Raw genomic sequence first — 22,161 nt, 5'->3', positions numbered from 1 at the left:
CCTAACCCTTCTCACCGAAGACTTGACGGAACCTCGGATCGAGTCGGTCGCGCAATGCATCGCCAACCAGGTTCAGAGAAAAGGCCGTCACCACGATCATCATGCCTGGGAAGAAGAGCAGCCACGGGGCGCGGGTGATGAAGGTCCGCGATTCCGCCAGCATGTTGCCCCAGCTCGGAATGTCCGGCGGGGCGCCAAGGCCCAGGAAATCGAGTGAAGCCGCGCCGAGCTGCGCGAACGCGAAGACGAAGCTGGCCTGCACGAGAAGTGGTGAGACCAGGTTCGGCAAGATGTGCCGACTGATGAGCCATGCCGTTCCGGCGCCCATGCTGCGGGACGCCTCGACATAGGTTTCCGCGCGCAAGCGCAGTGTCAGTCCGTAGACGATGCGGGTCGTCGTCGTCATGTAGCCGATCCCGATGGCCAGAATGACGGTGGCCACACTCGGGCTCAAGATGACAATCAGGCCAAGTGCGAGAAGCAGGGTCGGGAAGGCCATCAGCACGTCGACCATGCGCATCAGCAGGTGACCCAGCCGCGGGAACAGAGCGGAAAGTACGCCGGCCGGAACGCCTGTCGCGAGAGCGAAGACGACCACGCCCGAGCCGATCAGAAGTGCCATGCGTGCTGAATGAATGGTGCGCGAGAGGGTATCCCGGCCGAATTGGTCGGTGCCGAACCAGTGCGTCACGTTCGGGGGCGTCAGGCGGATCAGCGGATCGATGGCATACGGATCGTAAGGCGACAGCCACGGTGCGAAGACTGCGGCGAGTACAGTCGCCAGAAGAACCCCGAGCCCGGCCAGCGCGATCGGGCGGGCGACAAACGGCTTGAGCCACAAGGTCACGCTGTTGCTGCTCATTGGAGTTCAACCCGCGGATCGAGCAGACGATAGCTCAGATCGACGATCAGATTGATCAGGAGATAAACCACCACGATGACCAGGATAACGCCCTGGATCACAGGGTAGTCTCGACGAAGGATCGACTGAACGACGAGGCGGCCGATGCCGGGCAGGGCAAACACGGTTTCGGTCACCACCGCTTCGGACAACAGTGCGGCGAAGGTGAAGCCGAAGGCCGAGACGACCGCCAGGAGTGCATTACGCCAGATGTGGCGACGCACGACCTGCCACGGCCTAATTCCCTTTGCACGCGCCGTGCGCACGTAGTCCTCCCGGGAGACGTCGAGCATGCTGGCGCGCGTCAGCCGCAGGATCAAAGCGGCATTCGGAGCCGCAAGCGCCAGGCTGGGGAGGACGAGATATCGGAGATTGACGACACCACCTTCGAAGATCGACGGATAACCGGAGCTCGGAAACCAACCGAGCCAGGCGGCAAAGATCAGGATCAGATAGAGCCCGACCCAGAACGTGGGTATCGAGGCCATCAGCATCGCCCCGCCGGACAATCCCTGATCGAGCCACGTGCCGTGCCGGACCGCCGCAATCATGCCGATCGGCACCCCGATGACCGCAACCCAGATCATCGTCATGGTGGCGAGCAAGGTGCTGGTCTCGGCGCCATCGGCAATCACCGACAGCACGGGCGCCTGGAAGAAGATCGACCGCCCGAGGTCGCCCTCGAGCACATGGCCGGCCCAAGCGAGATATTGCAGGATAATCGGTTGGTCGAGACCGAGTTGGTGTCGCAAGGCGTCGATCTGGTCGGGAGTCGCGGTGTCACCGAGCAGAACATAGATCGGGTCACCCGGCACGATATGGATGAACGCGAAGATGATGATGGACGCTGCCAGCAGCGTCACCGCCGTCGTTCCTGCGCGCTTGAATGCGTAAGACCACATGTGCTTGTGCGCCTGGTCAGCGGCAACGATGCGCGCCGGCGCCGGCGCTCGACAGTCCTCGCGGCCTCATTGCCCGTCCTTATTTCGTGGACACATTCCAGAACACGGGACCGTTTGGGTTGAGCCCCTTGAGCTTGGGAGAAGCAATGTCATAGGTGTAGGCATCACCTACTTTCATCACCGGGACCTGCTCATAGATCAGCGACTGGATCTTGTCCCATGTCGACTTGCGCGCGGCTGGATCGGTGGTGTTGATCAACTCAGCCCGAAGCGAGCCGATCTCGGGGCTGTCCCACCAGCCGGGATAGCTCGCATTCAGGAACGTCAGCAGCAGCGGGTCGGGCGCGAAGGAATGGTGGGTGACGAAGATGTCCCACTGTTCCGGCTGGCCGCGCATCTTCAGAAGGGTCGCCCAATCGACGACCATCATCTGAACATTGATCCCGGCGTCGGCCAGCTGGCGGGTGAAGACGGAAGCTTCGTCATAGTGTGCCTGATAGTTCGTCGAGACCAGCAGGCGGATCGGCGTCCCCGTGTAGTCCGCCTCCTTTGCGAGCTCCTTGGCCTTCTTCGGATCGTGCGCACTGTAATTGGAGGCGCCTTCGGTCGAGTACCAGGGTGTGCCGTTGGGAAAGATCGATCCTTCGGCATTCCACAGGTCCTTGGGACCGAAGGCGACGCGCAGCGCCTGCGACTTGTCCAGCGCGGTCTGGATGGCGCGGCGGAGCTTGTAATTATCCTTCAGGATTCCCTGCTTCGAGTTCATGAAGAAAAGGCCGAAGATCGGCGCGTTGGTACGCTGCACCTGAACCGATGGATCTTTGCTCAGGGAGTCGTACAGATCGCCGGAGATCATTTCCGCATAGTCGTAGTCGCCCGCCTGCACGCCGCTCACGCGCGTGCCGACGTCCGGCACCGGAATGAAACGGATCTTGTCGAAGCTCGCAACTCGGGCGCCGGCGAAGCCATCGCCCTTTTCCTTCACCGGCTTGTAGCCCTCGAACCTCTCCACCTCGACATAGCGGTTCGGCCGCCACTCCACGAACTTGTAAGGTCCGGTGCCGATATAGTCCTTTTGCTCGATCGGCCGGTTTCCCGCTTTGGCGGCAATGTCTTCCGGATAGATCGCAAGACCGCCATTGACGTCCGCAATGAGAGCCTTCCAGGCGCCGTTTGGCGCGGACAATTTCAGCGTGACTTCATACTTTCCGGTCGCCTCGACCGACGTAGCCGCCGCCATCAGGAGCTTGCCGCGCGCACCGAAACTGCCCCATCGCGTCATCGAGGCGACCACGTCCTTGGCGGTCATCTCCTTGCCGTTGTGGAAGAGGACACCTTCGCGGAGCTTGATGACGATGGTCCGACCGCCGTCTTCCGCGCGATCGCTCTCGGCCAGCATCGGACGCGGCGTATAGGTCGAGTCCAGCGCATATAGGGTCTCGAAGATATGGCGGCCGATGACCGATGCGACGTCGGCTGTCGTCAGCATGACATCGAGCGGCGGCGGTTCTCCGATGGTGGCTTCGCGCAGCAGGGTGGCGGCATTCGCTTGCGCAATCAAGAACGATGCGGTGGCCAGCCCCACGACGCCACGCATCAAGACACTTGGACCGTATCTCATGATCGCCCTCCCGCCTTGTTGAACCGCCTGCTTCCAGGTGCAGGGGATGTGCCTTTCAGCTGTTTGGCTGATGGCACGCTATTGCTTGTTTGAAAGTTACATACACAATTTGGCAATTATCAAGTGGAAAATGCTGTTCTTGATGAGGCATGCCGATATACGTTTGGTCGATGCTGAAGGTTTCTTACGGCAGCTTCTTGCCAAGGGCGCAGGTTGATCTGACCTGGGGAAGGGCGGGCAATGGCGCGTGCAAAGCGAAATCACCCGGCGAGAGCCGTTCGTGCAGGAATCTCGAAGCCGCCGGACGACGACAATGTCGTGGCCGGCGACATCATCTCCCTCATCAGGCAGAGCGCTCCAAGCCTCAGCCCGTCCGAGCAACGCGTTGCCACCGTGCTGCTGGCCGATATGGAGTATGCCGTTCACGCCAGCAATTCCGAGTTGGCCCGTCGGGCGCGCGTCAGCGAGCCGACAGTAACCCGGTTCAGCCGCTCCGTCGGTTGCCGGGGCGTCCGCGACCTCAAGGTGAGGCTGGCTCAAGCAATGGCGGTCGGGCGGATTTACGTTGAGCTTCCCCCGCATGTCGGGACCGATCTGGCGCGCCCCGCGCTCTGGCGGTCGGTGTTTCAGGAAATTCGTCGTGCAATTGCCGCTGCCGAGGAGGGACTTCGCAAGGAGGACATCGAGAGGGCTGCCGAAGCGATCTCCCGCTGTTCGAAGCTTGCAGCGTTCGGGGTGGGGGGCGGTTCCACTCTTGCGGCGGCGGAAGTTCAGAACCGGTTCTTTCGTCTTGGGATTGCCGTCTCGCATGCCTCCGATCCGAGCTTGATGCGCATGGTCGCCGCGACCTTCGGGCGGGATGACGTCGTCGTTGCCATCTCGACCACCGGTGCAGCGAACGAGGTCATCGAGGCAGCCAGTATCGCCAAGCAATACGGCGCCTTGGTCGTCGCAATTACCAGGCCGCAAAGCAGGCTGGCTTCAATTGCCGATATTGCGCTTGGCGTGCACGTGCCGGAAGCGCCCGACGCGCTCAAGCCGACGGCGTCGCGTTATGCAATTCTTGCCACCATCGACCTGCTCGCGGCGTCAACTGCCTATTGCAAACCGCTCGAAGCCCAGGCACGCATGCGGCGGATCAAATACGAGTTGCTGAAGGGGAGCGACGGGGACGCCAAAGGGCCGCTAGGAGACTGAGCGGGCAATTAGCGCACCGCCGCCCCTCGGGATTATGTTCGCAACATGGCCTCGATCTCTAGCGCTGCTTCGAGCAGCGTGCGGTCCTGTCCGCGTGCGGCGATGATCTGAAGACCGAATGGAAGTCCGCACCGATCAGTTCCGCAAGGTATCGAGATCGCCGGTAGCCGGGCATGATTGACAAAGGGCGTTAACACCGCGTGCGCGCGCGGGCTCGCCGCACGGCCACCAATCATGTCGGGTCCGAGCTGCGTGAATGGCCAGGCGACACAGGGGACAGTTGGCGCCAGCAGCAGATCGACCTCGGTGAAGAATGCCGCGAAAGCATTGGCGATTGCGGCGCTTGCCAGCAGCGCACCGGCAACGTCGGCGCCCGACCACGACAGCCCTCGCTCGATCTGTCTGGCGATGTCAGGATCGAACACTGTCGGATCCTCGCGGAAGGCGTCTCGATAGAGTGCGGCGAGGCCGGCGTGCTGAAGCGGCATGATGGCCTCTTCCGTCGCGCCCGCCGGCCAGACGGGATCGCGCTGCGCGATTCCGAGGCCTGCGGCGGAGAGGCGCGCGATGGCGAAAACGAGCCCTTCAGCGACAGCATCATCGACGGCGACGTCGAGCCCAAGGCGCGGCGAGAACGCGATGCGCAGACCGGCGATGTTTTTGGCCTCTTGAGCGATGCCGGCTGAATCCGGGTCGCGCGGATCGACGCCGGCCATGGCCTCGAACGCCAGCGCGATATCGGCAATGTCAGTGGCGATCGGCGCGATGACGGAGAGGCCGAAGAACGGTTCGGCGAAGCCGGGCCCATAGGGAATCGCGCCATAGGACGGCTTGAACCCGGCGACGCCGACATGGGCCGGCGGCCTGCGGCTCGAGCCGCCCGCATCGGTGCCGATCGCTAGCGGCACGAGGCCGGCCGCAACCGCGGCGGCAGGGCCGCCCGACGAGCCGCCGGGCGTCAACTTTGGATCGAGCGGATGCCGCGTTGGCCCATACAGCGGCGAGGTGGTCACGCCCTTGCAGGCGAATTCCGACGTTGCGCCGATGCCGACCACGACGGCGCCGGCCTTGCGCAGCCGCTCGATCGCAATCGCATCCTGCGGCGCGGCGAATTCGGCGAACAGGCGCGAGCCCTGTGTCACACGCCAGTCACGGACCCAGATGTTGTCTTTGACGATGACGGGGATACCGGCGAGCGGCATCGTCTCGCCGGCACGCAGGCGATCATCGACCGCCGCAGCGTCGGCAAGCGTACGCGCGGGAGCGGTCGTCACCACCGCGTTCAGCGCCTTGGCGGCCTCGATGCGCGCAAGCGCGGCCTTGGCGGTCTCGACCGCACTCGTTCGTCCGGCGGAGACGTCGGCCGCAATCTCGCACGCGCTACTTCTTCCCTTTGTCATGGCCTCCCCAGATCAGTGCCAATGTGCCGCAGAGGGCGAGGCACGCCAAGGCGAAGAAGGCGGCACCGAGACTGGCTGCGCTGTCCAGGAGCGACACCAGCGCCGGTGCTGCCAAGAGACCGGCGTACGATGCGGTCAGCACCGCGCCGGTGGTTTCGCCAATCCTGTCCTGCGGGGCGAGGCGTGCGATCTCGGCGACGAAGACACCGTTCCATCCCGAGGCCGTCAGGCCGAATAGAGCTGCAATCGCGAACTGGCCGGTGCGACCGAGTGAGGCGCCATCAAGGCCCAGCAGCGCGGCGCAGAAACTCATACCGAGGCCGATGACGACGAGAACTCCGCGCGAGGCATTGAGGCGCATTGCGACGAAGCCCCAGCCGAGCCGGCCAATCAGGCCGCCGGCCTGGGCGCAAGCAAGCGCCATGCCGGCCTCGACATGGCTGAGGCCGAGCTCGCGGGTGCCGAGCGTGACGAAGAGCGTGTTGAGCGACACCTGCATCGCGCTGAAGGGCATCGAGGCCAGCGCCAGCATTCCGATGCGTCGATCCGCGGTCACCAGTGCCAGCCGCGTGCGGAGGCCACGCTCCGGCAGTGGCACGACCTTGACGGCGTAGGCCGGCCGGAGGCGCTCGAACCACGCTATCGCCAGCAGCGCACTGGCGCCCACGGTGGCATAGCACCAGGCTGGCCCGAGCGAGATTGCGATCGCGGGCAGAACCAGCGAGCCGCAGACGGCGCCGATCTGGTTTCCGGTCTGGCGAAGTGAGAACACGAACGCGCGCCGCTCGGCCATCACGAGCCGCGCCAGCAGCGCCGCGCTTGCGGGCGTCTCCGGTCCGAAGGCGAGGCCAAGACAGAGGCCGGCTGCGAGCAGGGCCGCCGTCGAGCCGAGCGAAGCCAGCGCCATGCTGGCGATGATCGCCGCCGCGCAGAGGCTCGCGATCCGCAGCGAGCCCAGGCGGGCGATGAAGGCGCCGCCCCAGAACGAGGCGGGAATGCCGACCGCGAACACGGCGCAGGAGAACATCGAGAGCTGCCAGACCTCGATATCGGCGCGCGGTGCCACCACGCCCGGCGCGAACAGAGCCAGAGCCACCAGCGCCTGCAATAAGGTCATGGCGCCAAGCGCCGGCAGCAATGCGGGCGCTGGTCGAACGGCCGTGTTTGCGTCTACCATGGTGCCGGGCTCTCGGGGGGAATATTGTGGCAGGCGGCATTTCCATTCACGCGGTCGATGTGGCGAGCGGACGCCCGGCGCAGGGCCTGCGGGTCGAGATCTGGCGGATCGATCCGGACTCGCTCCGTATCGCCGACGGACGGCTTGGTGCCAATGGCGTGCTCGATCATCCCGTTGCGCAAGGCGCGGGCGTGACGGCGGGCGAGTACGAGGTCCTGTTTCATCTCGGCGACTTCTTTGCGGACGAGGACGGCTTTCTCACGGTGACGCCGTTCCGCTTTCGCATCAAGAATGTTGATGAGCATTTTCACCTGCCGCTGAAATTCACGCGCTGGGGCTATTCGCTGTTCCGCGGCGCCTGATCAGTTGGTCAGCCGCCGCGACAACCCCGTGACGCGCTCCATGATCGCGACCAGCGCGACGGTCGCAATGATCAGCACGCCCGACAGCGCGGCGATGGTGACGTCGAGCTTGCCCTCGAGATCCTGCCACATCCGGATTGGCAGCATGTCGGTGGCGGCGTCGCGCAGGAACAGCGACACCGGCACGTTGTCGAAGGACGACATGAAGGCGATGAAGGCGCCCGCGATGATGCCCGGCCGGATCAGCGGCAGCACGATGCGCCGGAACGTGTAGATGCGGCTGGCGCCCAGCACGGCCGAGCTCTCCAGCAGGGTCGGCTCCAGCTGGGCGAGCGCCGCGATCGTGTTGCGGACGACATAGGGCACGCAGACCACGGTATGGCCGATCACCAGCGTCAGCGGCGACACCGGCAGGCCGACCAGCGAGAACAGCATCAACGCCGCAAGGCCGAAGGCCAGCGCCGGCAGCACCAGCGGCGACATGAACAGGGAATCGAGCAACCGCGCGGACAACGTCGGCGAGCGCGAGATCGCCAGCGAAGCCGCGACGCCGAGCACGACGGACAGGCCGGTTGCCCACAGCGCCACGATGAGGCTGTTCTTGGCTGCGAAGTGCAGCTGCCAGGCATTCCACAATTCGGCGTACCAGCGCAGTGAATAGCCCGGCGGCGGGAACCGTAGCGAGAAGCCGCTGGTGAAGGAGACGATCAACACCACCAGCGACGGCGCGATGATGATGATCAGCGCGATCACGGCGATCAGGCTCATGACCAGCTCAAAACTGAACGCCTCCAGAGTACGCTTGCGCCCGCTCATCACGCACCTCCATCGCCGCGCGACAGGCGGCCGAGCGTGGTGAAGACGGAGACGACCGCGAGCACGGCCAGTAGAAAGATGATCGAGATCGCCGATGCGAACGGCCAGTTTTGCAGCGTCGAAGCCTGCTGGTAGAGATACATCGGCATGAACAGCATCTGGCCGCCGCCGATCAGCGACTGGGTTATAAAGGCCGTGATTGCCGCGGCGTAGGTCAGTGTGCAACCGGCGATCACGCCGGGCAGCGACAGCGGCAGCACGATCTTGAAGAAGGTGCGCCAGCTTCCGGCGCCGAGCGAGCAGGAGGCATCGTCGAGATTGGAGTCGATCCGGCCGAGCGCGGTGATCAGCGGCAAGGTCATCAGCGGCATCTGCACTTGCGCCAATGCGATCACCACGCCCAATTGGGTGTAGAGCAACTTCAAGGGCGTATCGATGATCCCGAGGGATTGCAGGGTCGCATTGATGATGCCTTGGCGGCCCAGGATGACGATCCAGGCGAAGGTGCGTACTACGACGCTCGTCAGCAGCGGTAGCAGCACGATCAGGATGATGATGGTCTGAAGCCGCGGCCCGACCCGCTGATAGAGCCATGCAATGGGAAAGCCGAGCACGAGGCAGACGGCCGTCACCTCGGCGCCCAGCAGCAGCGTCGAGCCGAGCACGCTGAGGCTGAAGGGGTCGGTGAGAAACTGCAGGTACTGGCCGAACCCCCACTGGAGCGCGGCCGTGTCGTTGTGCAGCGAGAGCCAGAGCAATTGCAGCAGCGGCGCCACGAAGAACACCAGGAAGAACAGCGCCAGCGGCGCTGCCAATCCCATCCCGTAGGAGGTGACGTCCCGTGATGCCGGTGCTGCGCCCATGGCGTTAGATCTTGATCTCGCGGTTGAAGCGCTCGATCCAGGCCGAGCGCTGCTCGTTGATCTTCTTCCAGTCCTGGAACACGAATTTCTGCTTCAGCTCGGCGGTGTCCTTGGCGAGCACGCGCGCGATCTCGCCGCCCATCGCCACCTTGGAATTGGTCGGCACGATCAAATAGGGCGGGTTCATCAGCGTGGTCTGCACCTCGGGCGTCAACGACGCCTCGATCAGCTTGAAGGCAAGCTCGCGGTTGGGCGAGTTCTTGACGATGTGGATCGTGGTCTTGAAGGCGATGGCGCCTTCCTTCGGAGCCACGAACTCGACCGGCACGCCGCGCGCTTTCAGGATCTGGATGGCGTTGAAATTGCCGGGCGAGATATCGATCTGGCCCTGCTGGAACAGGGTGGCGAGCGCGCCGGGATTGGCGGCGACCGCGGCGAGGTTGGGCTTCAGCTCCTCGATCGCCTTGAAGCCAGGATCGACATTGGCTTCAGAGCCGCCGCGCATCTTTGCGATCTCGACCAGCCATCCGGTGCCGAGCGTCGAGTTGAGATTGGTGATGCCGACGCGGCCCTTGAACTCGGGCTTCCACAGATCGGTCCAGGAGGTCGGCGGCGTCTTGACGGCCTCCGGATTGTAGGTGAGGCCGACGACCTGAAAGAACGGGGCAGGGCCCATCGGCTCCTGGGCCTCGGCGATCAGGTCCTTGTAGTAGGCGCTCTTCTCGACGGGGTACGGCTCGACAAGGTCCTGGCCGATCGCGACCAGGGCCGGGCCGGGATCGTGCAGCATGACGTCGATCGGCGGATTGGCCTTGGCGGCGTTGACCTTGGCGATCTGGTCGACCGAGAGCATCGGGTCGAGCACCATCGCGGCGTCCGCGTTGGCCTTGCGGAAGGCCGGCACCAGCACGGCCTTGTGCGCCTCCTCCCAGCTTCCGGTGAAGGTCGCAAACACCAGCGGTCGGGCCTGGGCGTAGCTCAATCCGGGAAACGCCTTCATGGCGCCGAGTGTGAGTGCGGTCGTCATCAGGCTTCGGCGGTTCATGATCATGGTCAAACTCCCTCTGGACGAAAACTGGATTTAAAGCGTTGCAGGAAAAGCGTTGGCGAGCGACGGGGCGAGCGGCGCGAGGCGCACCGCGGCGCCGCTCTCCAGGGCGCGCGTCTCGCCGATGCGCGCCTGGGAGATCTTGACGCCGGAGCCGTCCGCGGTGGTGACCTCGTGCACGACCGTGGCCCCAAGCGGCAGCGACATGCCGACCACGCCGGCAAAGCCGGTCTCGTCACCGACGAATTGCAGATGCTCGGGGCGGATGCACACGGTGACGCGGCCACCTTCGGTGAGGGCGCCGCCGGCGGGACGCGCGATGATTTCCGCGCCGGCATCGAGGCGGACTTTTGCTGCCGTCCGATCCGCCGAGAGGACCACGCCGGGCATGCGATTACTGGCGCCGACAAAAGTGTTCACGAACAGGGTCTGCGGTCGGTCATAGACGTCGGACGGCGATCCGAACTGCTCGAGCTTGCCGTGGCTGAGCACCGCGACGCGGTCGGCCATCGACAGTGCTTCTTCCTGGTCATGGGTCACGATCACCGTGGTGATGCCGGAGACGCGTTGCAGCCGCTTGACCTCGATCTGCATGTCCAGCCGCAAATTCTTGTCGAGCGCGGCAAAGGGCTCGTCGAGCAGCAGGATCGACGGCTTGATCGCCAGCGCGCGAGCGAGCGCCACGCGCTGCTGCTGGCCGCCGGAGAGCTGCCGTGGCAACCGTTCCGACATGGTCGGCAGCTGCACCAGATCCAGCAGGCGCTGCGCTTCGCGCTGGCGGGTCGCCTTGTCGATGCCGCGCGCGGCAAGCCCGTAAGCGACGTTCTCGCTGATGCTGAGATGGGGGAATAGTGCGTAGTTCTGAAACACGATGCCGACCGCGCGGCGGTTCGGCGGCAGCGCATCGACGATGTCGTCGCCGACGATGATCCGCCCCTGCGTCTGTGCGATGAAGCCGGCGATGATGCGCAGCAGGGTAGTCTTGCCGCAGCCGGAGGGGCCGAGCAGGGCGATGATTTCGCCACCCTTGATGTCGAGATTGATGTTCTCGACCGCGAGGGCGCCGCTCGGATAGCGGTGGGTGACGGCGTCGACGACGAGCGATCGGCCGCCTTGCGCTTCAGCCATGATGTTGCCTCCCATTCTCCCGAGGAAGAAAGCAAGTCTCGTGCCCGGGCTGGTCGCTTTTCGCTGCGAGGTTTGGCATGGTGGGCCGATGACGTCGATTTGCGATCTCACCGCCACGGCTCTCTCGCGCGCCATCGCCAAGGGCGAACTGTCCTCGCGCGAGGTTGTCGAGGCGGATCTCGAACGGATTGCGCACCAAGACGTGCAATTGGCGGCATTCGTGACTGTCGATGCCGACGGCGCCCGCCGTGCCGCGCAAATCTGCGATGCCGCGCCCGCGCCGATCGGCCCGCTGCACGGTGTGCCGGTAGGGATCAAGGACCTCACGGACACGGCGGGGCTCGCGACCACCTATGGGTCGGTTCTGTTTCGTGATCACGTTCCGGCCGAGGACGATCTCGTGGTCGCGCGGCTGCGGCGTGCCGGCGCGATCATCTTGGGGAAGACCAACACGCCGGAATTCGGCTTCGGTGCGGTCTGCACCAACAAATTGTGCGGCCCGACCCGCAATCCCTTCAATCCCGCGCTGACCTCGGGTGGATCCTCCGGCGGCTCCGCGGTTGCGGTCGCGGCCGGCATGGTGCCGCTGGCCCATGGCACCGATTTCGGCGGCTCCGTGCGCACGCCCGCGAGCTTTTGCAATGTCGCCTCGATCAGGCCAACGCCCGGCCGGATTCCGTCGCATCGCCGCCCGCTCGGCTGGGACATGCTCGCCACCCACGGTTTTCTGGCCCGCGGTGTCGACGATCTCGAACTGGCGCTGTCGGTCTGTGCGGGAGGCGATGTGCATGACCCGCTCTCGATGGGCGTAGTCAATGACGAGCGGCCGGTTGCAATCCGTCCCCGGATCGCAGTGACGCCCGATTTCGGTGTCGCGCCCGTGGCACGCGATGTCCGTGCGCGGTTCGCCGCGGCCTGCGAGGCACTCGCGGTCGTTGCCGATGTGGTACCGTCCGCGCCCCATTGCGGCGGTGCGATCGAGACATTTCGGACGCTGCGCGGCGCGCACATCGCCAACAGCTATGGAGAGCTGCTGAAGGCGCGCCGCGCCGAGCTCACGCCCACCGTGATCTGGAATATCGAGGCGGGCGCAAAGCTCTCCGCGGAGGACTATCTCAACGCCGAGCGGCGCCGCACCGGCATCTACCGCAGCTTTCGCGAGCTGTTCAGCCACACTGATTTCCTGGTCGCGCCGGCGGCGTCCGTCTTGCCCTGGCCCAATGAAATCAGCGACGTCACCGCGATCGATGGCGCTGCGCTGGAGACGCCGATCGATTATCTCGCCGTCACCTTCATCGTGTCGCTGGTCGGTTTCCCGGTCCTGACCCTGCCGGCACCGCGAGCGGAGAACGAGCTGCCGTTCGGCATCCAGATCACCGCACCACCGGGATGCGAATCCCGCCTGTTCGCCTTCGGCCGTGTCATCGAGAACGAACTCGGTTTTTCCCATCGCTGGCCGAAGCTCCCCTAGCTGTCGCGATGCTCGAGCCGGGCGGCGAGCGCATCGGCAAGGCCAATGGTGGGTTTGGCGGCGGGGCGGCGGTACGTGCCTTCGGTTGCCTTGCGCAGGCGCAGCGCCACCAGCGCCTCGGCCTGCTTCACCGAGGCTATGACTTGATCGACCACGGGGACGGGGATCCGGTCGGCGACTCGCTCAGCGAGGCCCGAGAGCGGCGCACCTGCAAAAATCAACACGTCCGCATCGTCTTCCACGATCGCGCGCCGGGCGAGATCGACCAGCACATCTTCCTTCTCGGTGCCGACCTCCGAGATCGCCTGGAACGGCGTATCGAGCATGCGGATACCGGCGCAGCGCTCCCACAGCCCGTGGGCGCGAACGCATTCCTCGTACCAGGGGCCAAGCGCCTGGGCGAAGGTGACGATGGCGAAACGCCTTCCGGCCATGCAGGCAGTCAGCATTGCCGCTTCCGCCATGCCGACCACGGGAATGTCGAAGGTCTCGCGCGCGGCGAACAGGCCGGGGTCGCCGAAGGCCGCGATGATCGCTGCGTCGACCTTGCGATGCTGCCCGGCCAGCATCTCCAGCGCAATGGCACCGCCGATCTGTGCCTCGGTGCGTGTCGAGATATAGGGCACGCCGCGGGTGGCGGTGCAGGGGATCAGCTCGGTCCCGGGCCCTGCCGCGCGCTGCCCGACATCCGTCATCAACTGGGTGACTGCGGTGCTGGTGTTCGGGTTGAGCAGCAGCAGCTTCATGATTACGCCGCCGTCTGCTTGGCTTGAGAGGCCGCGATGACTTCGAGCAGCGCCGTGCCGGTGCGGCGGACATGGGCGCCGAGCAGGCGTCCTGCGGTTTGGCTGTCGCGCGCCTCGAGCGCGGCAAGGATGCCGGCGTGCTCGTCGACCGAATTGCTCCAGCGCCGGTCGGCGCCGAGCGCGAGGTAACGCGCGCGCTCGGCGCGGGAGATCAGCGTCTCGTGCGCTTCCCGCAACGGCGTGTTGCGCGCCATGCGGACGATGGTGTTGTGAATCTCGCCGTTGATGGCGAAGTACTCGTCGAGCTTGCCGTTGCGATGATGGCCTTCCATGCGGGTCTGAAGCGTGCGAAGCCGGGCGAGATCACGCTCGGTGGCGCGCTCCGCGGCAAGCTCGGCGGCCAGCCGCTCGATCCCGGCCAGCGCCTCGAACAATTCGGAGATGCCGTCGACAGCGATATCGGCGATGCGCGGGCTGCGGTTGGGGCGCAGCTCGATCAATCCCTCCGCGGCCAGCACCTTGATCGCCTCGCGCAGCGGCGTGCGCGATACCCCGAGCTCCTTCGACAGTTTTGTTTCCTGGGTCTGCGATCCCGGCGGCAGCTCGCCACGAATGATCATCGTCCGCATCCGCGCGGCCGCGCGCTCATGCAGGCCCATCCGCTTGAGCTTGGGCGACTTTCGGCCCGGAATCGGTTCGGATTTCTGCTGCACGCCGACCTTCCTGCTGACGTGCGATCGTAGCCAATTTCCTTCATGTGGGGTGCCCAAATAGAAGACGTATGTGGCTCAAAACACGTGCATATCGAATAAATTGTATGCAGCATGCAGATTGCGGGTTGCGTGGACGGATGCGGACGCGGATGATCTTTTGAGGAAGCGGAGGAGCGCTTTCGCCGCAACGGAGCGACTGCGATCGATGTCAATTTTGCGCAAACGCCTCGGCATGATCACGCCGTCTTCCAATTCGGTCCTGGAGCCCGTCACCAGCGCCATGCTGGATGGCGTCGATGGCGTCAGCGCGCATTTCTCACGCTTTCGCGTCACCGAGATTGCACTCGACGTCGCCGCGCTGAACCAGTTCGACGCCTCGGTGATGCTGCCGGCGGCGGACCTGCTGGCTGATGCGAAGGTCGATGCCATCGCCTGGAACGGTACCTCCGCAAGCTGGCTCGGCATCAGCCGCGACCGGAGCCTTTGCGAGGCGATCACGGCGCGCACGGGCGTGCCTGCGACAACGTCGACGCTTGCTTGCATCGATGCCGCCCGTGCGCTCGGCGCCAAACGTGTCGGCTTGGTCTCGCCCTATACCGACGACGTGCAGCGGCGGATCGGTGACGTCTGGGCCGAGGAGGGGGTCGCCCCGCACGCGGAGCGGCACCTCGGACTGCGCGACAATTTCTCATTCGGCGAGGTCGCGCCTGCGACGATTGCTGGCATGATCCGCGCTGTGGCGGCTGACGGCGCCGATGCTGTCGTCATCCTCTGCACCAACCTCGACGGCGCCGCCCTGGCGGCCTCGCTCGAACGAGAATTGAATGTCGCGGTGCTCGATTCGGTAGCGGTCACGCTGTGGCGAATCCTGGAGCTCGCCGGCGGCGACGCCGGGGCTCTTGCCGACTGGGGACGGATCTTCCAGACATCGGCGGTCATCAAGTGACGGAGACTCCTGTGACGCAGCTCGACCTCGCCATTCGCGGCGGCACGATCGTGACGGCTAGCGACGAGTTTCGCGCCGATATCGGCATTCGCGACGGCCGCATCGTCAGCATTGCCGATCATATCGAGAGTGCTGCCCGCGAGATCGACGCGACCGGGCTGCTGGCGCTGCCGGGCGGGATCGACAGCCATGTCCACATCTCGCAGGCCTCCGGCCCCGACGTGGTGATGGCCGACGACTTCGCCTCGGCGACGCGTTCGGCAGCCGCCGGCGGCAACACCATGGTCCTCCCGTTTGCGCTTCAGGAGAAAGGCACGTCGCTGCGGGCCTGCGTCGAGAACTACCGTAAGCTCGCCGAAGGCGAGTGCTATATCGACACGGCGTTCCATCTCATCATCTCCGATCCGACCGCGGTCGTGCTCGGGCAGGAACTACCGGCGCTGGTCAAGGACGGCTACACCTCGTTCAAGGTGTTCATGACCTATGACGACCTCGTGCTCAGCGACAAGCAGCTGCTGGAGGTTTTCGAGGTCGCGCGCCGCGAGGAAGCGCTGGTGATGGTCCATTGCGAGGGTTACGACGCCATCCGTTTCCTGACCTCCAAGCTGGAACGCGAGGGCCATATCGCGCCCTATTATCACGGCGTCTCGCGGCCACAGGCGGTCGAACGCGAGGCCACGCATCGCGCCATCAGTCATGCCGAGGTGATCGGCGTTCCCATCATGATCGTGCATGTCTCCGGGCGCGAGGCGATGGAGCAGGTGCGCTGGGCCCAGCAGCGCGGATTGCCTGTCCATGCCGAGACCTGCCCGCAATACATCACGCTGACGGCCGACGACATGAAGGGCCTGAACATGGACATGTCAGGCGCGAAATATGTTTGCTCGCCGCCGCCGCGTGACGTGGAAAGCCAGCAGGCGATCTGGGAAGGCATCACCACGGGAGTGTTCCAGACCTTCTCGTCCGATCATTGCCCGTTCCGCTACGACGATCCCAAGGGCAAGCTGACGCCGAACGGCCGCACCTCGTTCCGCTGGGTGCCGAACGGCATTCCGGGTGTCGAGACCCGGCTGCCGATTCTGTTCTCCGAAGGCGTGTCGAAGGGACGGATCAGCCTGCAAAAATTCGTCGAGCTGACCGCAACTAACCATGCACGCATCTACGGCCTCTATCCGCGCAAGGGCTCGATCGGCGTCGGCTTCGATGCGGATATCGTGCTGTGGGACCCCAAATTGAAGAAACCTATTCGGCAGGCCGATCTGCATCATGGCTCGGACTACACGCCATGGGAAGGGTTCGACGTCACGGGATGGCCGGTAACCACGATCGCCCGTGGCCGGGTGGTGTACGAACACGGCAGGATCGTCGGCGCCAAAGGCGGAGGCGACATTCTCAGCCGCGGCAGGTCGAGCCTGATCTGATCGGGCTCAACCGCGTTGTGGCGACCAGTGGTCGTTATTTCGTCGGCGACTTCATCCGCGAGTTCGAGCCGGGCAATCTCGTGCTGACCGGCCCCAACCTGCCGCACAACTGGGTGAGCGATCTGCCGCCGGGGAGCACCATCCCGCTGCGCGGACGTATGCTGCAGTTCAGCGAAGAATTCATCGGCGACCTGATGAAGGTCATGCCCGAGCTCTCGGGCCTTGCTGCTATGCTGGAATTCTCGCGGCGCGGCGCGCTCTTCACCCGCAGCAGCAGCGACAAGATCGCTCCGCTGATGGAAGAGATCGCGACGGCGAACGGTGTGCGTCGGATCGAGCTATTCCTGATGATCCTGGGAACGCTCTCCCGCGCCCGAAGCGCGCGTCCGCTCTCGAGCCCGAACTATTTGGCCGCCCCCCTCGGGATACATGTCCGCGGGGATGAACAAGGCGCTCGCCCTGGGCCGCGGGGCGGCGCAGCAAGAGTTCGGTCGAAGTCATCGTCAGGCGGCCATGATGGCGACGGGGCGGCCAGTGCGGGCGGATTCGGTGGCTGCGTCGGCGAGCATCTGGGCGCGCAGCCCGTCGAGACCGGTCGGAGAGGGCGCAGCCTTGCCAGCACACGCATCGATGAAGGCAGCGAGTTCGGCGCGATAAGCGGCGGCATAGCGTTCGAGGAAGAAGTTCTGCACCGGATCGGCACGGAAGCCCTCGTTGGTAGCGATCTCGACGGTCGTCTCGTGGATGTTGCCAGCCCTCAGCATTCCCTTCGAGCCATGCACCTCGATGCGCTGGTCGTAGCCGTAAGTGGCACGGCGCGAATTCGAGATCTGCGCGATGCGCCCGCTCGCCGTCTTGATCAGCACGGCGGCGGTATCGACATCGCCGGCTTCGCCGATGGCCTTGTCTACCAGCGCCGAGCCAAGCGCAAAGACCTCGACCGGCTCCTCCGCCAGCAGAAAGCGCGCCATGTCGAAATCATGGATCATCATGTCGCGGAAGAGACCGCCCGAGCGTTTCACATAGTCGACCGGCGGTGGTCCGGGATCGCGCGAGATGACGCTGACGATCTCGATCTCGCCGGCCTGGCCGCTGCGCAGCCGCTTCTCCAGCGCCGCGAAGTTCGGGTCGAAGCGGCGGTTGAAGCCGATCATCAGAGGCTTGCCTGTTTTCTCGACCGTGGCCAGGCAGCGGCGAATGCGGCCCGAATCAAGATCGACTGGCTTCTCGCAGAACACTGCCTTGCCGGCCGAGACGGCGGCTTCGATCAGGTCGGCATGCGTGTCGGTCGGTGTGCAGATCAGGATGGCGTCGATGCCGGAATCACTCATGATCGCTTCCGCATCGGCCACTTTCGCGCCTGCAGCCTGCGCCAGCGAGGACGCGGCCTCGCTAGAGGCGTCGGCCACCGCGACGAGCCGTGCATCGCCGCGCGCCGCGACATTGAGGCCGTGAATGCGCCCGATCCTGCCCGCGCCCAGAATTCCAAACCGCATTGTCATCATCATTGCTTGACTATTTGAATAAGCATTCCATTCTCTGCGCCGCCTAGTCAAGGTCGGACTGCGTTCTTCTCATTCGCGTCACTGAGTCGTGTCAGATCGGATCACGGCGCATTCGCGACGCGGTTGCGCCAGCACGCGCGGTGAGCGCGATGATCGAGCATTTCGTCCAGGCCGGGCGGCGCTGTTGAGGAGAGAGTGATGGCGACGATCAGGCTCACCATGGCGCAGGCGCTCGTCGCCGCGATGGCCGCGCAGAGGACGGTGATCGATGGCGAGGAGCAGCCGCTCTTCGCCGGTGTCTGGGCGCTCTTCGGGCATGGCAATGTCGCGGGCCTCGGCGAGGCGCTGTACGCCGTGCGCGATCGTCTGCCAACCTTGCGCGCGCATAACGAGCAGGCGATGGCACATGCCGCGATCGCCTTCGCCAAGGCCTCGCGCCGCCGGCGCATGATGGCGGTGACGAGCTCGATCGGCCCCGGCGCGACCAATATGGTGACGGCAGCTGCAGTCGCTCACGTCAATCGGCTGCCGGTGCTGCTGTTGCCGGGCGATGTCTTCGCCGGGCGCCGCCCGGATCCGGTGCTGCAACAGATCGAGGATTTCGGGGACGGTACTGTTTCCGCCAACGATTGCTTCCGGCCTGTCTCGCGCTATTTCGACCGCATCACCCGGCCCGAGCAGATCATGCAGGCCTTTGAGCGCGCGATGCAGGTTCTGACGGATGCGGCCGAATGCGGACCCGTGACGCTCGCGCTCTGCCAGGATGTGCAGACCGAAGCATTCGAATATCCCGACTGGTTCGTCGCCGAGCGCGTCTGGCAGCCGCGCCGGGCACGGGCTGACGAGACGCAGTTGGCTCAGGCCGCAGCGCTGCTCAAGGCGGCCAAGCGCCCGCTCGTCGTCGCCGGCGGCGGCGTCCTCTATAGCGAGGCGGAAGGCGATCTCGCAGTCTTTTGCACAGCGCACGGCGTACCGGTGGCAGAAACGCAAGCCGGCAAGAGCGCGCTGCCCCACGACCATCCGCTGAATCTCGGCGCGATCGGCGTTACCGGAACTCGCGCCGCCAACGACGCAGCGCGGCAGGCCGATCTGCTGCTCGCGATAGGCACCCGGCTGCAAGATTTCACCACAGGCTCACGCTCGCTTTTTGCCGATGCCGCCTGCCGGATCGTCGGCCTGAATACGCAGACCTTTGATGCCGGCAAGCATCGTGCGCAGCCGCTCGTGGGCGATGCCAAGGTCGTTCTGGCGGAACTCGGCGCCTCCCTTCAGGGCTGGGCGGCACCTGCCGTCTGGATCGAGCAGGCAAGGACCGGCCGCACGGCCTGGTTGGAAACGGCCGCGCACTACACCGCGGCTGACAACGAAATCTTGCCGAGCGATGCGGAGGTCATCGGCGGCGTTCAACGCCGCAGCCTGCCGAGCGATGTCGTGCTTTGCGCGGCCGGCGGCTTGCCGGGCGAGTTGCATAAGCTCTGGCAGCCGGGCGCACCCGGCGGCTACCACATAGAATACGGCTATTCGTGCATGGGCTACGAGATCGCCGGCGGGCTGGGCGTCAAGCTCGCCGATCCGGAGCGCGAAGTCGTCGTGATGGTCGGCGACGGTTCCTATCTGATGATGAATTCGGAGATTGCAACGTCGGTGATGCTTGGTGCCAAGCTCATCATCGTCGTGCTCGACAATCGCGGCTTCGGCTGCATCAACCGACTCCAGAACGCGACCGGCGGCGCCCCCTTCAACAATCTCCTGCGCGACGCCCGTCACGAGGTGCTGCCCGAGATCGACTTCGTGGCGCACGCTGCCGCGATGGGGGCGATCGCGCGCAAGGCCGCGGGCATCACTGACCTGGAAGCGGCGCTCGACGATGCGCGAGGGCACGATCGGACGAGCGTCATCGTGATCGACACCGACCCGCTGCGTTCGACCGATGCCGGCGGCCACTGGTGGGATGTGGCGGTACCGGAGGTCTCGGAGCGCGCTGAGGTCGTAGCCGCAAGGCGCAGTTATGTCGAGGCGCTCGTGCGCCGCAATTACTGATCGAGCGAGGACGACATGCCTATCCGTATCGGAGCGAACCCCATCGGCTGGTCGAACGACGATCTGCAAGAGGTTGGCGGCGAGACACCGCTCGAGACGTGCCTGTCCGAGGCGCGCGAGGCGGGCTTCGAGGGCATGGAGCTCGGCCACAAGTTTCCGCGCGAGCCGCAGACCCTGAAGGCTGCGCTCGCGCCCTTCGGTATGGCCTGCATCTCCGGCTGGTATTCGGCGGAGCTTCTGAAGCGCAATGCCGACGAGGAGATGCGGCATCTGCGCCCGCATTTGGATCTGCTGAAGGCGATGGGATCGTCCGTGCTGGTCTTCGCCGAGACCTCGAATGCGATCCACGGCGATCGCAGCAAGCCGTTATCGCGCCGGCCGGTCATGAAGGCGGGCGACTGGGCGGAGTTCGGCCACCGTATCACGGAGGTCGCGGAGCGTACGCTCGCCGAGGGCGTCAGGCTGGTCTACCATCATCACATCGGCACCATCGTGGAAAGTGCGGCGGATATCGACGCCTTCATGGCAGCGACCGGCGAGGCGGCTCATCTCCTGCTCGACACCGGCCATGCGACTTGGGGCGGCGCCGATCCCGCTGCACTGGCTCGACGTTATCGTTCCCGCATCAGCCATTTCCACGCCAAGGACGTACGCCGGGCGGTGATGGAGCAGGCGCGCCGCGAGGATTGGAGCTTCCTCGATGCGGTGTTGGGGCAGGGCAGCGAACTCGGTGTCTACACCGTGCCCGGCGACGGCATGGTCGATTATCCGGACGTCTTTCGCGAGCTTCCGGGCTATTCCGGCTGGATCGTGGTTGAGGCGGAACAGGACCCCGGGAAGGCACACCCGCTGACCTACGCCAGGAAGGGTATTGCCCATCTGAAGCAGAGCCTGCACGAGGCCGGGCTTGCCTAGCCGGAGGCTCTCTCCCACGCCGGGTTACCTGCTTGGCTTGCGCGAAATGCGCGGCGTCGTTTCGCTGCGGTTGGCACTTGCTGGCTATACGTTGTGGCAGGCGACTGCCGTGCCGGAAGACCGAAGTTCTGGAACATCGACGAGGCAGCGATCGCTGGCTAATGGACAACGAGGCGCGTAAGTGCAGCCGTGCGGCCGCGTGAACAGGCTTGGCGGTTCACCCGTTTCGATTGCGCCCCAGGATCCGCTTCGACGGATCCGGCTTCGGAATTGCTGCCACCAGCGCGCGTATAGGGATGAAGCGGGTGACCCAGGACCGTCCGCGTCCCGGACTGCTCCACGACCCGGCCCATATACATGACGGCAACACGGCAGCTGATCTGCCCGATCACACCAAGGTCGTGCGAGATGAAGAGCATCGACAGTCTGAGCCGGTCACGCAGGTCCATCATCAGATTGAGCACATGGGCCTGCACCGAAACGTCGAGGGCCGAGACCGGCTCGTCGGCGATGATGATTGCGGCCACTGCGGTGGCGCGGCCGCCGCAAGCAGCACCCACGCATGAGGATGGCGCGCGCATTGCATTGCACAGGCGGGCCGAGAGAAGGGTGCCGTTCTCGTGCGCAACGCAAATCGCAACGATTTGGGTGAAACGAGCGTGGAACAAAAGGGGATGGAGAAGGCCGCCACACCGAGAAGGATCAATAACTTAGAAGATGCTCGCTGCCTTCGGGATACCGGGTTTACAGGACGCTCCCGAGCCGCCATTCAAGTCCACAAACATAGTTTCTCACTGGCGCTGCGGCAATGGTTGCAACCGCCATGGAATTGACCGTCGGCAACTTTTACAATCAAGTCCCGGTTCGCGGCAGCTATATCCTAGACGGAACACTGGTGACCAAGACTGCCGCGAAGGATTTTTACTTCGCGGATTCGCGGTTCTGAACGAGCCAAGTTGCAGTCCAGCCGGAGCGGCGCCGGCTGGTTC

At 64.9% G+C, this 22,161-nt stretch carries 20 protein-coding genes and 2 pseudogenes; 9 read left to right on the top strand and 13 right to left on the bottom strand.

Annotated features, from left to right (window positions below):
• Position 1 precedes the first annotated feature (1 nt).
• The 3 genes from AC0L2J_RS09895 to AC0L2J_RS09885 form a co-directional block, all read right to left on the bottom strand.
• Entirely contained in the window at positions 2–862 is an 861-nt protein-coding gene (locus AC0L2J_RS09895; protein WP_473389017.1) for an ABC transporter permease, read from the bottom strand.
• Complete coding sequence (locus tag AC0L2J_RS09890) at positions 859–1,803, bottom strand: ABC transporter permease (RefSeq protein ID WP_473389016.1); 945 nt, start codon at positions 1,801–1,803, stop codon at positions 859–861. The genes AC0L2J_RS09895 and AC0L2J_RS09890 overlap by 4 nt, the downstream gene beginning before the upstream one ends.
• 79 nt (positions 1,804–1,882) lie before the next feature.
• Positions 1,883–3,424: an ABC transporter substrate-binding protein gene (locus tag AC0L2J_RS09885; protein WP_063992914.1), complete on the bottom strand. Its 1,542-nt coding sequence runs from the start codon at positions 3,422–3,424 to the stop codon at positions 1,883–1,885.
• Positions 3,425–3,664: 240 nt separating this feature from the next.
• Between AC0L2J_RS09885 and AC0L2J_RS09880 the strand changes: the two genes are divergently transcribed.
• Positions 3,665–4,621 (top strand): MurR/RpiR family transcriptional regulator, encoded by a 957-nt coding sequence (locus AC0L2J_RS09880; protein ID WP_063992913.1) that lies wholly within the window; start codon positions 3,665–3,667, stop codon positions 4,619–4,621.
• 32 nt (positions 4,622–4,653) lie between these two features.
• Here the strand turns inward: AC0L2J_RS09880 and AC0L2J_RS09875 are convergent, their stop codons facing one another.
• Together AC0L2J_RS09875 and AC0L2J_RS09870 are read right to left on the bottom strand one after the other, a co-directional pair.
• A complete protein-coding gene (locus AC0L2J_RS09875) occupies positions 4,654–6,021 on the bottom strand; it encodes an amidase (protein ID WP_473389015.1) in 1,368 nt (455 codons plus the stop codon).
• Entirely contained in the window at positions 6,002–7,198 is a 1,197-nt protein-coding gene (locus AC0L2J_RS09870; protein ID WP_473389014.1) for an MFS transporter, read from the bottom strand. Before AC0L2J_RS09870 ends, AC0L2J_RS09875 begins: the two co-directional genes overlap by 20 nt.
• A 26-nt stretch (positions 7,199–7,224) precedes the next feature.
• On the opposite strand from AC0L2J_RS09870, the gene AC0L2J_RS09865 reads away from it, so the two are divergent.
• Positions 7,225–7,560 (top strand): hydroxyisourate hydrolase, encoded by a 336-nt coding sequence (locus AC0L2J_RS09865; RefSeq protein WP_473389013.1) that lies wholly within the window; start codon positions 7,225–7,227, stop codon positions 7,558–7,560.
• Here the strand turns inward: AC0L2J_RS09865 and AC0L2J_RS09860 are convergent, their stop codons facing one another.
• Genes AC0L2J_RS09860 through AC0L2J_RS09845 form a run of 4 tightly spaced genes read right to left on the bottom strand, consistent with a single transcriptional unit; the run spans position 7,561 to position 11,415 of the window.
• Positions 7,561–8,376, bottom strand: a complete 816-nt coding sequence (locus AC0L2J_RS09860) for an ABC transporter permease (RefSeq protein ID WP_007608706.1) — start codon at positions 8,374–8,376, stop codon at positions 7,561–7,563. It abuts the gene before it with no gap.
• Entirely contained in the window at positions 8,376–9,239 is an 864-nt protein-coding gene (locus tag AC0L2J_RS09855) for an ABC transporter permease (protein ID WP_473389012.1), read from the bottom strand. The genes AC0L2J_RS09860 and AC0L2J_RS09855 overlap by 1 nt, the downstream gene beginning before the upstream one ends.
• A gap of 4 nt (positions 9,240–9,243) precedes the next feature.
• Entirely contained in the window at positions 9,244–10,290 is a 1,047-nt protein-coding gene (locus AC0L2J_RS09850; protein WP_473389011.1) for an ABC transporter substrate-binding protein, read from the bottom strand.
• A gap of 30 nt (positions 10,291–10,320) precedes the next feature.
• Complete coding sequence (locus AC0L2J_RS09845; RefSeq protein ID WP_063992908.1) at positions 10,321–11,415, bottom strand: ABC transporter ATP-binding protein; 1,095 nt, start codon at positions 11,413–11,415, stop codon at positions 10,321–10,323.
• Between the two features lie 88 nt (positions 11,416–11,503).
• On the opposite strand from AC0L2J_RS09845, the gene AC0L2J_RS09840 reads away from it, so the two are divergent.
• Positions 11,504–12,886: an amidase gene (locus AC0L2J_RS09840; RefSeq protein WP_473389010.1), complete on the top strand. Its 1,383-nt coding sequence runs from the start codon at positions 11,504–11,506 to the stop codon at positions 12,884–12,886.
• Here AC0L2J_RS09840 and AC0L2J_RS09835 read toward each other — a convergent pair.
• Positions 12,883–13,632, bottom strand: a complete 750-nt coding sequence (locus AC0L2J_RS09835; protein ID WP_007608713.1) for an aspartate/glutamate racemase family protein — start codon at positions 13,630–13,632, stop codon at positions 12,883–12,885. The two genes, AC0L2J_RS09840 and AC0L2J_RS09835, sit on opposite strands and share 4 nt — an antisense overlap.
• A gap of 2 nt (positions 13,633–13,634) precedes the next feature.
• Complete coding sequence (locus AC0L2J_RS09830) at positions 13,635–14,345, bottom strand: GntR family transcriptional regulator (protein ID WP_473248324.1); 711 nt, start codon at positions 14,343–14,345, stop codon at positions 13,635–13,637.
• Positions 14,346–14,550: 205 nt separating this feature from the next.
• Between AC0L2J_RS09830 and AC0L2J_RS09825 the strand changes: the two genes are divergently transcribed.
• The 3 genes and pseudogenes from AC0L2J_RS09825 to AC0L2J_RS09815 form a co-directional block, all read left to right on the top strand.
• On the top strand, positions 14,551–15,291 hold the full coding sequence (locus AC0L2J_RS09825) for a maleate cis-trans isomerase family protein (protein ID WP_473389009.1): 741 nt from the start codon (positions 14,551–14,553) through the stop codon (positions 15,289–15,291).
• A gap of 11 nt (positions 15,292–15,302) precedes the next feature.
• The gene (hydA, locus tag AC0L2J_RS09820; RefSeq protein ID WP_473389008.1) at positions 15,303–16,712 is read left to right on the top strand and encodes a dihydropyrimidinase; all 1,410 of its coding nucleotides are present in this window, start codon (positions 15,303–15,305) and stop codon (positions 16,710–16,712) included.
• A gap of 5 nt (positions 16,713–16,717) precedes the next feature.
• Positions 16,718–17,255: pseudogene (locus AC0L2J_RS09815) on the top strand (cupin domain-containing protein); the annotation flags it as partial.
• Here AC0L2J_RS09815 and iolG read toward each other — a convergent pair.
• Positions 17,216–18,208 (bottom strand): inositol 2-dehydrogenase, encoded by a 993-nt coding sequence (gene iolG, locus AC0L2J_RS09810; protein WP_007608717.1) that lies wholly within the window; start codon positions 18,206–18,208, stop codon positions 17,216–17,218. The pseudogene AC0L2J_RS09815 and the gene iolG overlap by 40 nt on opposite strands.
• A 207-nt stretch (positions 18,209–18,415) precedes the next feature.
• Here iolG and iolD point away from each other — a divergent pair, with 207 nt between their 5' ends.
• Positions 18,416–20,257, top strand: coding sequence for a 3D-(3,5/4)-trihydroxycyclohexane-1,2-dione acylhydrolase (decyclizing) (gene iolD / locus AC0L2J_RS09805; protein WP_473389007.1), 1,842 nt, complete (start codon positions 18,416–18,418; stop codon positions 20,255–20,257).
• 15 nt (positions 20,258–20,272) lie between these two features.
• A complete protein-coding gene (iolE, locus tag AC0L2J_RS09800; protein ID WP_473389006.1) occupies positions 20,273–21,172 on the top strand; it encodes a myo-inosose-2 dehydratase in 900 nt (299 codons plus the stop codon).
• A gap of 158 nt (positions 21,173–21,330) precedes the next feature.
• Here the strand turns inward: iolE and AC0L2J_RS09795 are convergent, their stop codons facing one another.
• Positions 21,331–21,699 (bottom strand): hypothetical protein, encoded by a 369-nt coding sequence (locus tag AC0L2J_RS09795; RefSeq protein ID WP_473389005.1) that lies wholly within the window; start codon positions 21,697–21,699, stop codon positions 21,331–21,333.
• A 278-nt stretch (positions 21,700–21,977) separates the two neighbouring features.
• Between AC0L2J_RS09795 and AC0L2J_RS09790 the strand changes: the two are divergent.
• Positions 21,978–22,118: pseudogene (locus tag AC0L2J_RS09790) on the top strand (ABC transporter substrate-binding protein); the annotation flags it as partial.
• Positions 22,119–22,161 lie beyond the last annotated feature (43 nt).

This window comes from Bradyrhizobium sp. MV1.5 (assembly GCF_055807615.1).
This window is presented reverse-complemented; position numbering and strand designations above follow the sequence as displayed.

Excerpts from the sequence above, each read along its gene's own strand:
- AC0L2J_RS09850 (WP_473389011.1), bottom strand. The coding sequence starts at position 10,290 with ATGATCATGAACCGCCGAAGCCTGATGACGACCGCACTCACACTCGGC.
- AC0L2J_RS09880 (WP_063992913.1), top strand. The coding sequence starts at position 3,665 with ATGGCGCGTGCAAAGCGAAATCACCCGGCGAGAGCCGTTCGTGCAGGA.
- AC0L2J_RS09855 (WP_473389012.1), bottom strand. The coding sequence starts at position 9,239 with ATGGGCGCAGCACCGGCATCACGGGACGTCACCTCCTACGGGATGGGA.
- AC0L2J_RS09825 (WP_473389009.1), top strand. The coding sequence starts at position 14,551 with ATGTCAATTTTGCGCAAACGCCTCGGCATGATCACGCCGTCTTCCAAT.
- AC0L2J_RS09885 (WP_063992914.1), bottom strand. The coding sequence starts at position 3,424 with ATGAGATACGGTCCAAGTGTCTTGATGCGTGGCGTCGTGGGGCTGGCC.
- AC0L2J_RS09835 (WP_007608713.1), bottom strand. The coding sequence starts at position 13,632 with ATGAAGCTGCTGCTGCTCAACCCGAACACCAGCACCGCAGTCACCCAG.
- AC0L2J_RS09840 (WP_473389010.1), top strand. The coding sequence starts at position 11,504 with ATGACGTCGATTTGCGATCTCACCGCCACGGCTCTCTCGCGCGCCATC.
- AC0L2J_RS09875 (WP_473389015.1), bottom strand. The coding sequence starts at position 6,021 with ATGACAAAGGGAAGAAGTAGCGCGTGCGAGATTGCGGCCGACGTCTCC.
- iolG (WP_007608717.1), bottom strand. The coding sequence starts at position 18,208 with ATGCGGTTTGGAATTCTGGGCGCGGGCAGGATCGGGCGCATTCACGGC.
- iolD (WP_473389007.1), top strand. The coding sequence starts at position 18,416 with ATGGCGACGATCAGGCTCACCATGGCGCAGGCGCTCGTCGCCGCGATG.
- AC0L2J_RS09895 (WP_473389017.1), bottom strand. The coding sequence starts at position 862 with ATGAGCAGCAACAGCGTGACCTTGTGGCTCAAGCCGTTTGTCGCCCGC.
- AC0L2J_RS09860 (WP_007608706.1), bottom strand. The coding sequence starts at position 8,376 with ATGAGCGGGCGCAAGCGTACTCTGGAGGCGTTCAGTTTTGAGCTGGTC.
- AC0L2J_RS09890 (WP_473389016.1), bottom strand. The coding sequence starts at position 1,803 with ATGTGGTCTTACGCATTCAAGCGCGCAGGAACGACGGCGGTGACGCTG.
- AC0L2J_RS09845 (WP_063992908.1), bottom strand. The coding sequence starts at position 11,415 with ATGGCTGAAGCGCAAGGCGGCCGATCGCTCGTCGTCGACGCCGTCACC.
- AC0L2J_RS09870 (WP_473389014.1), bottom strand. The coding sequence starts at position 7,198 with ATGGTAGACGCAAACACGGCCGTTCGACCAGCGCCCGCATTGCTGCCG.
- iolE (WP_473389006.1), top strand. The coding sequence starts at position 20,273 with ATGCCTATCCGTATCGGAGCGAACCCCATCGGCTGGTCGAACGACGAT.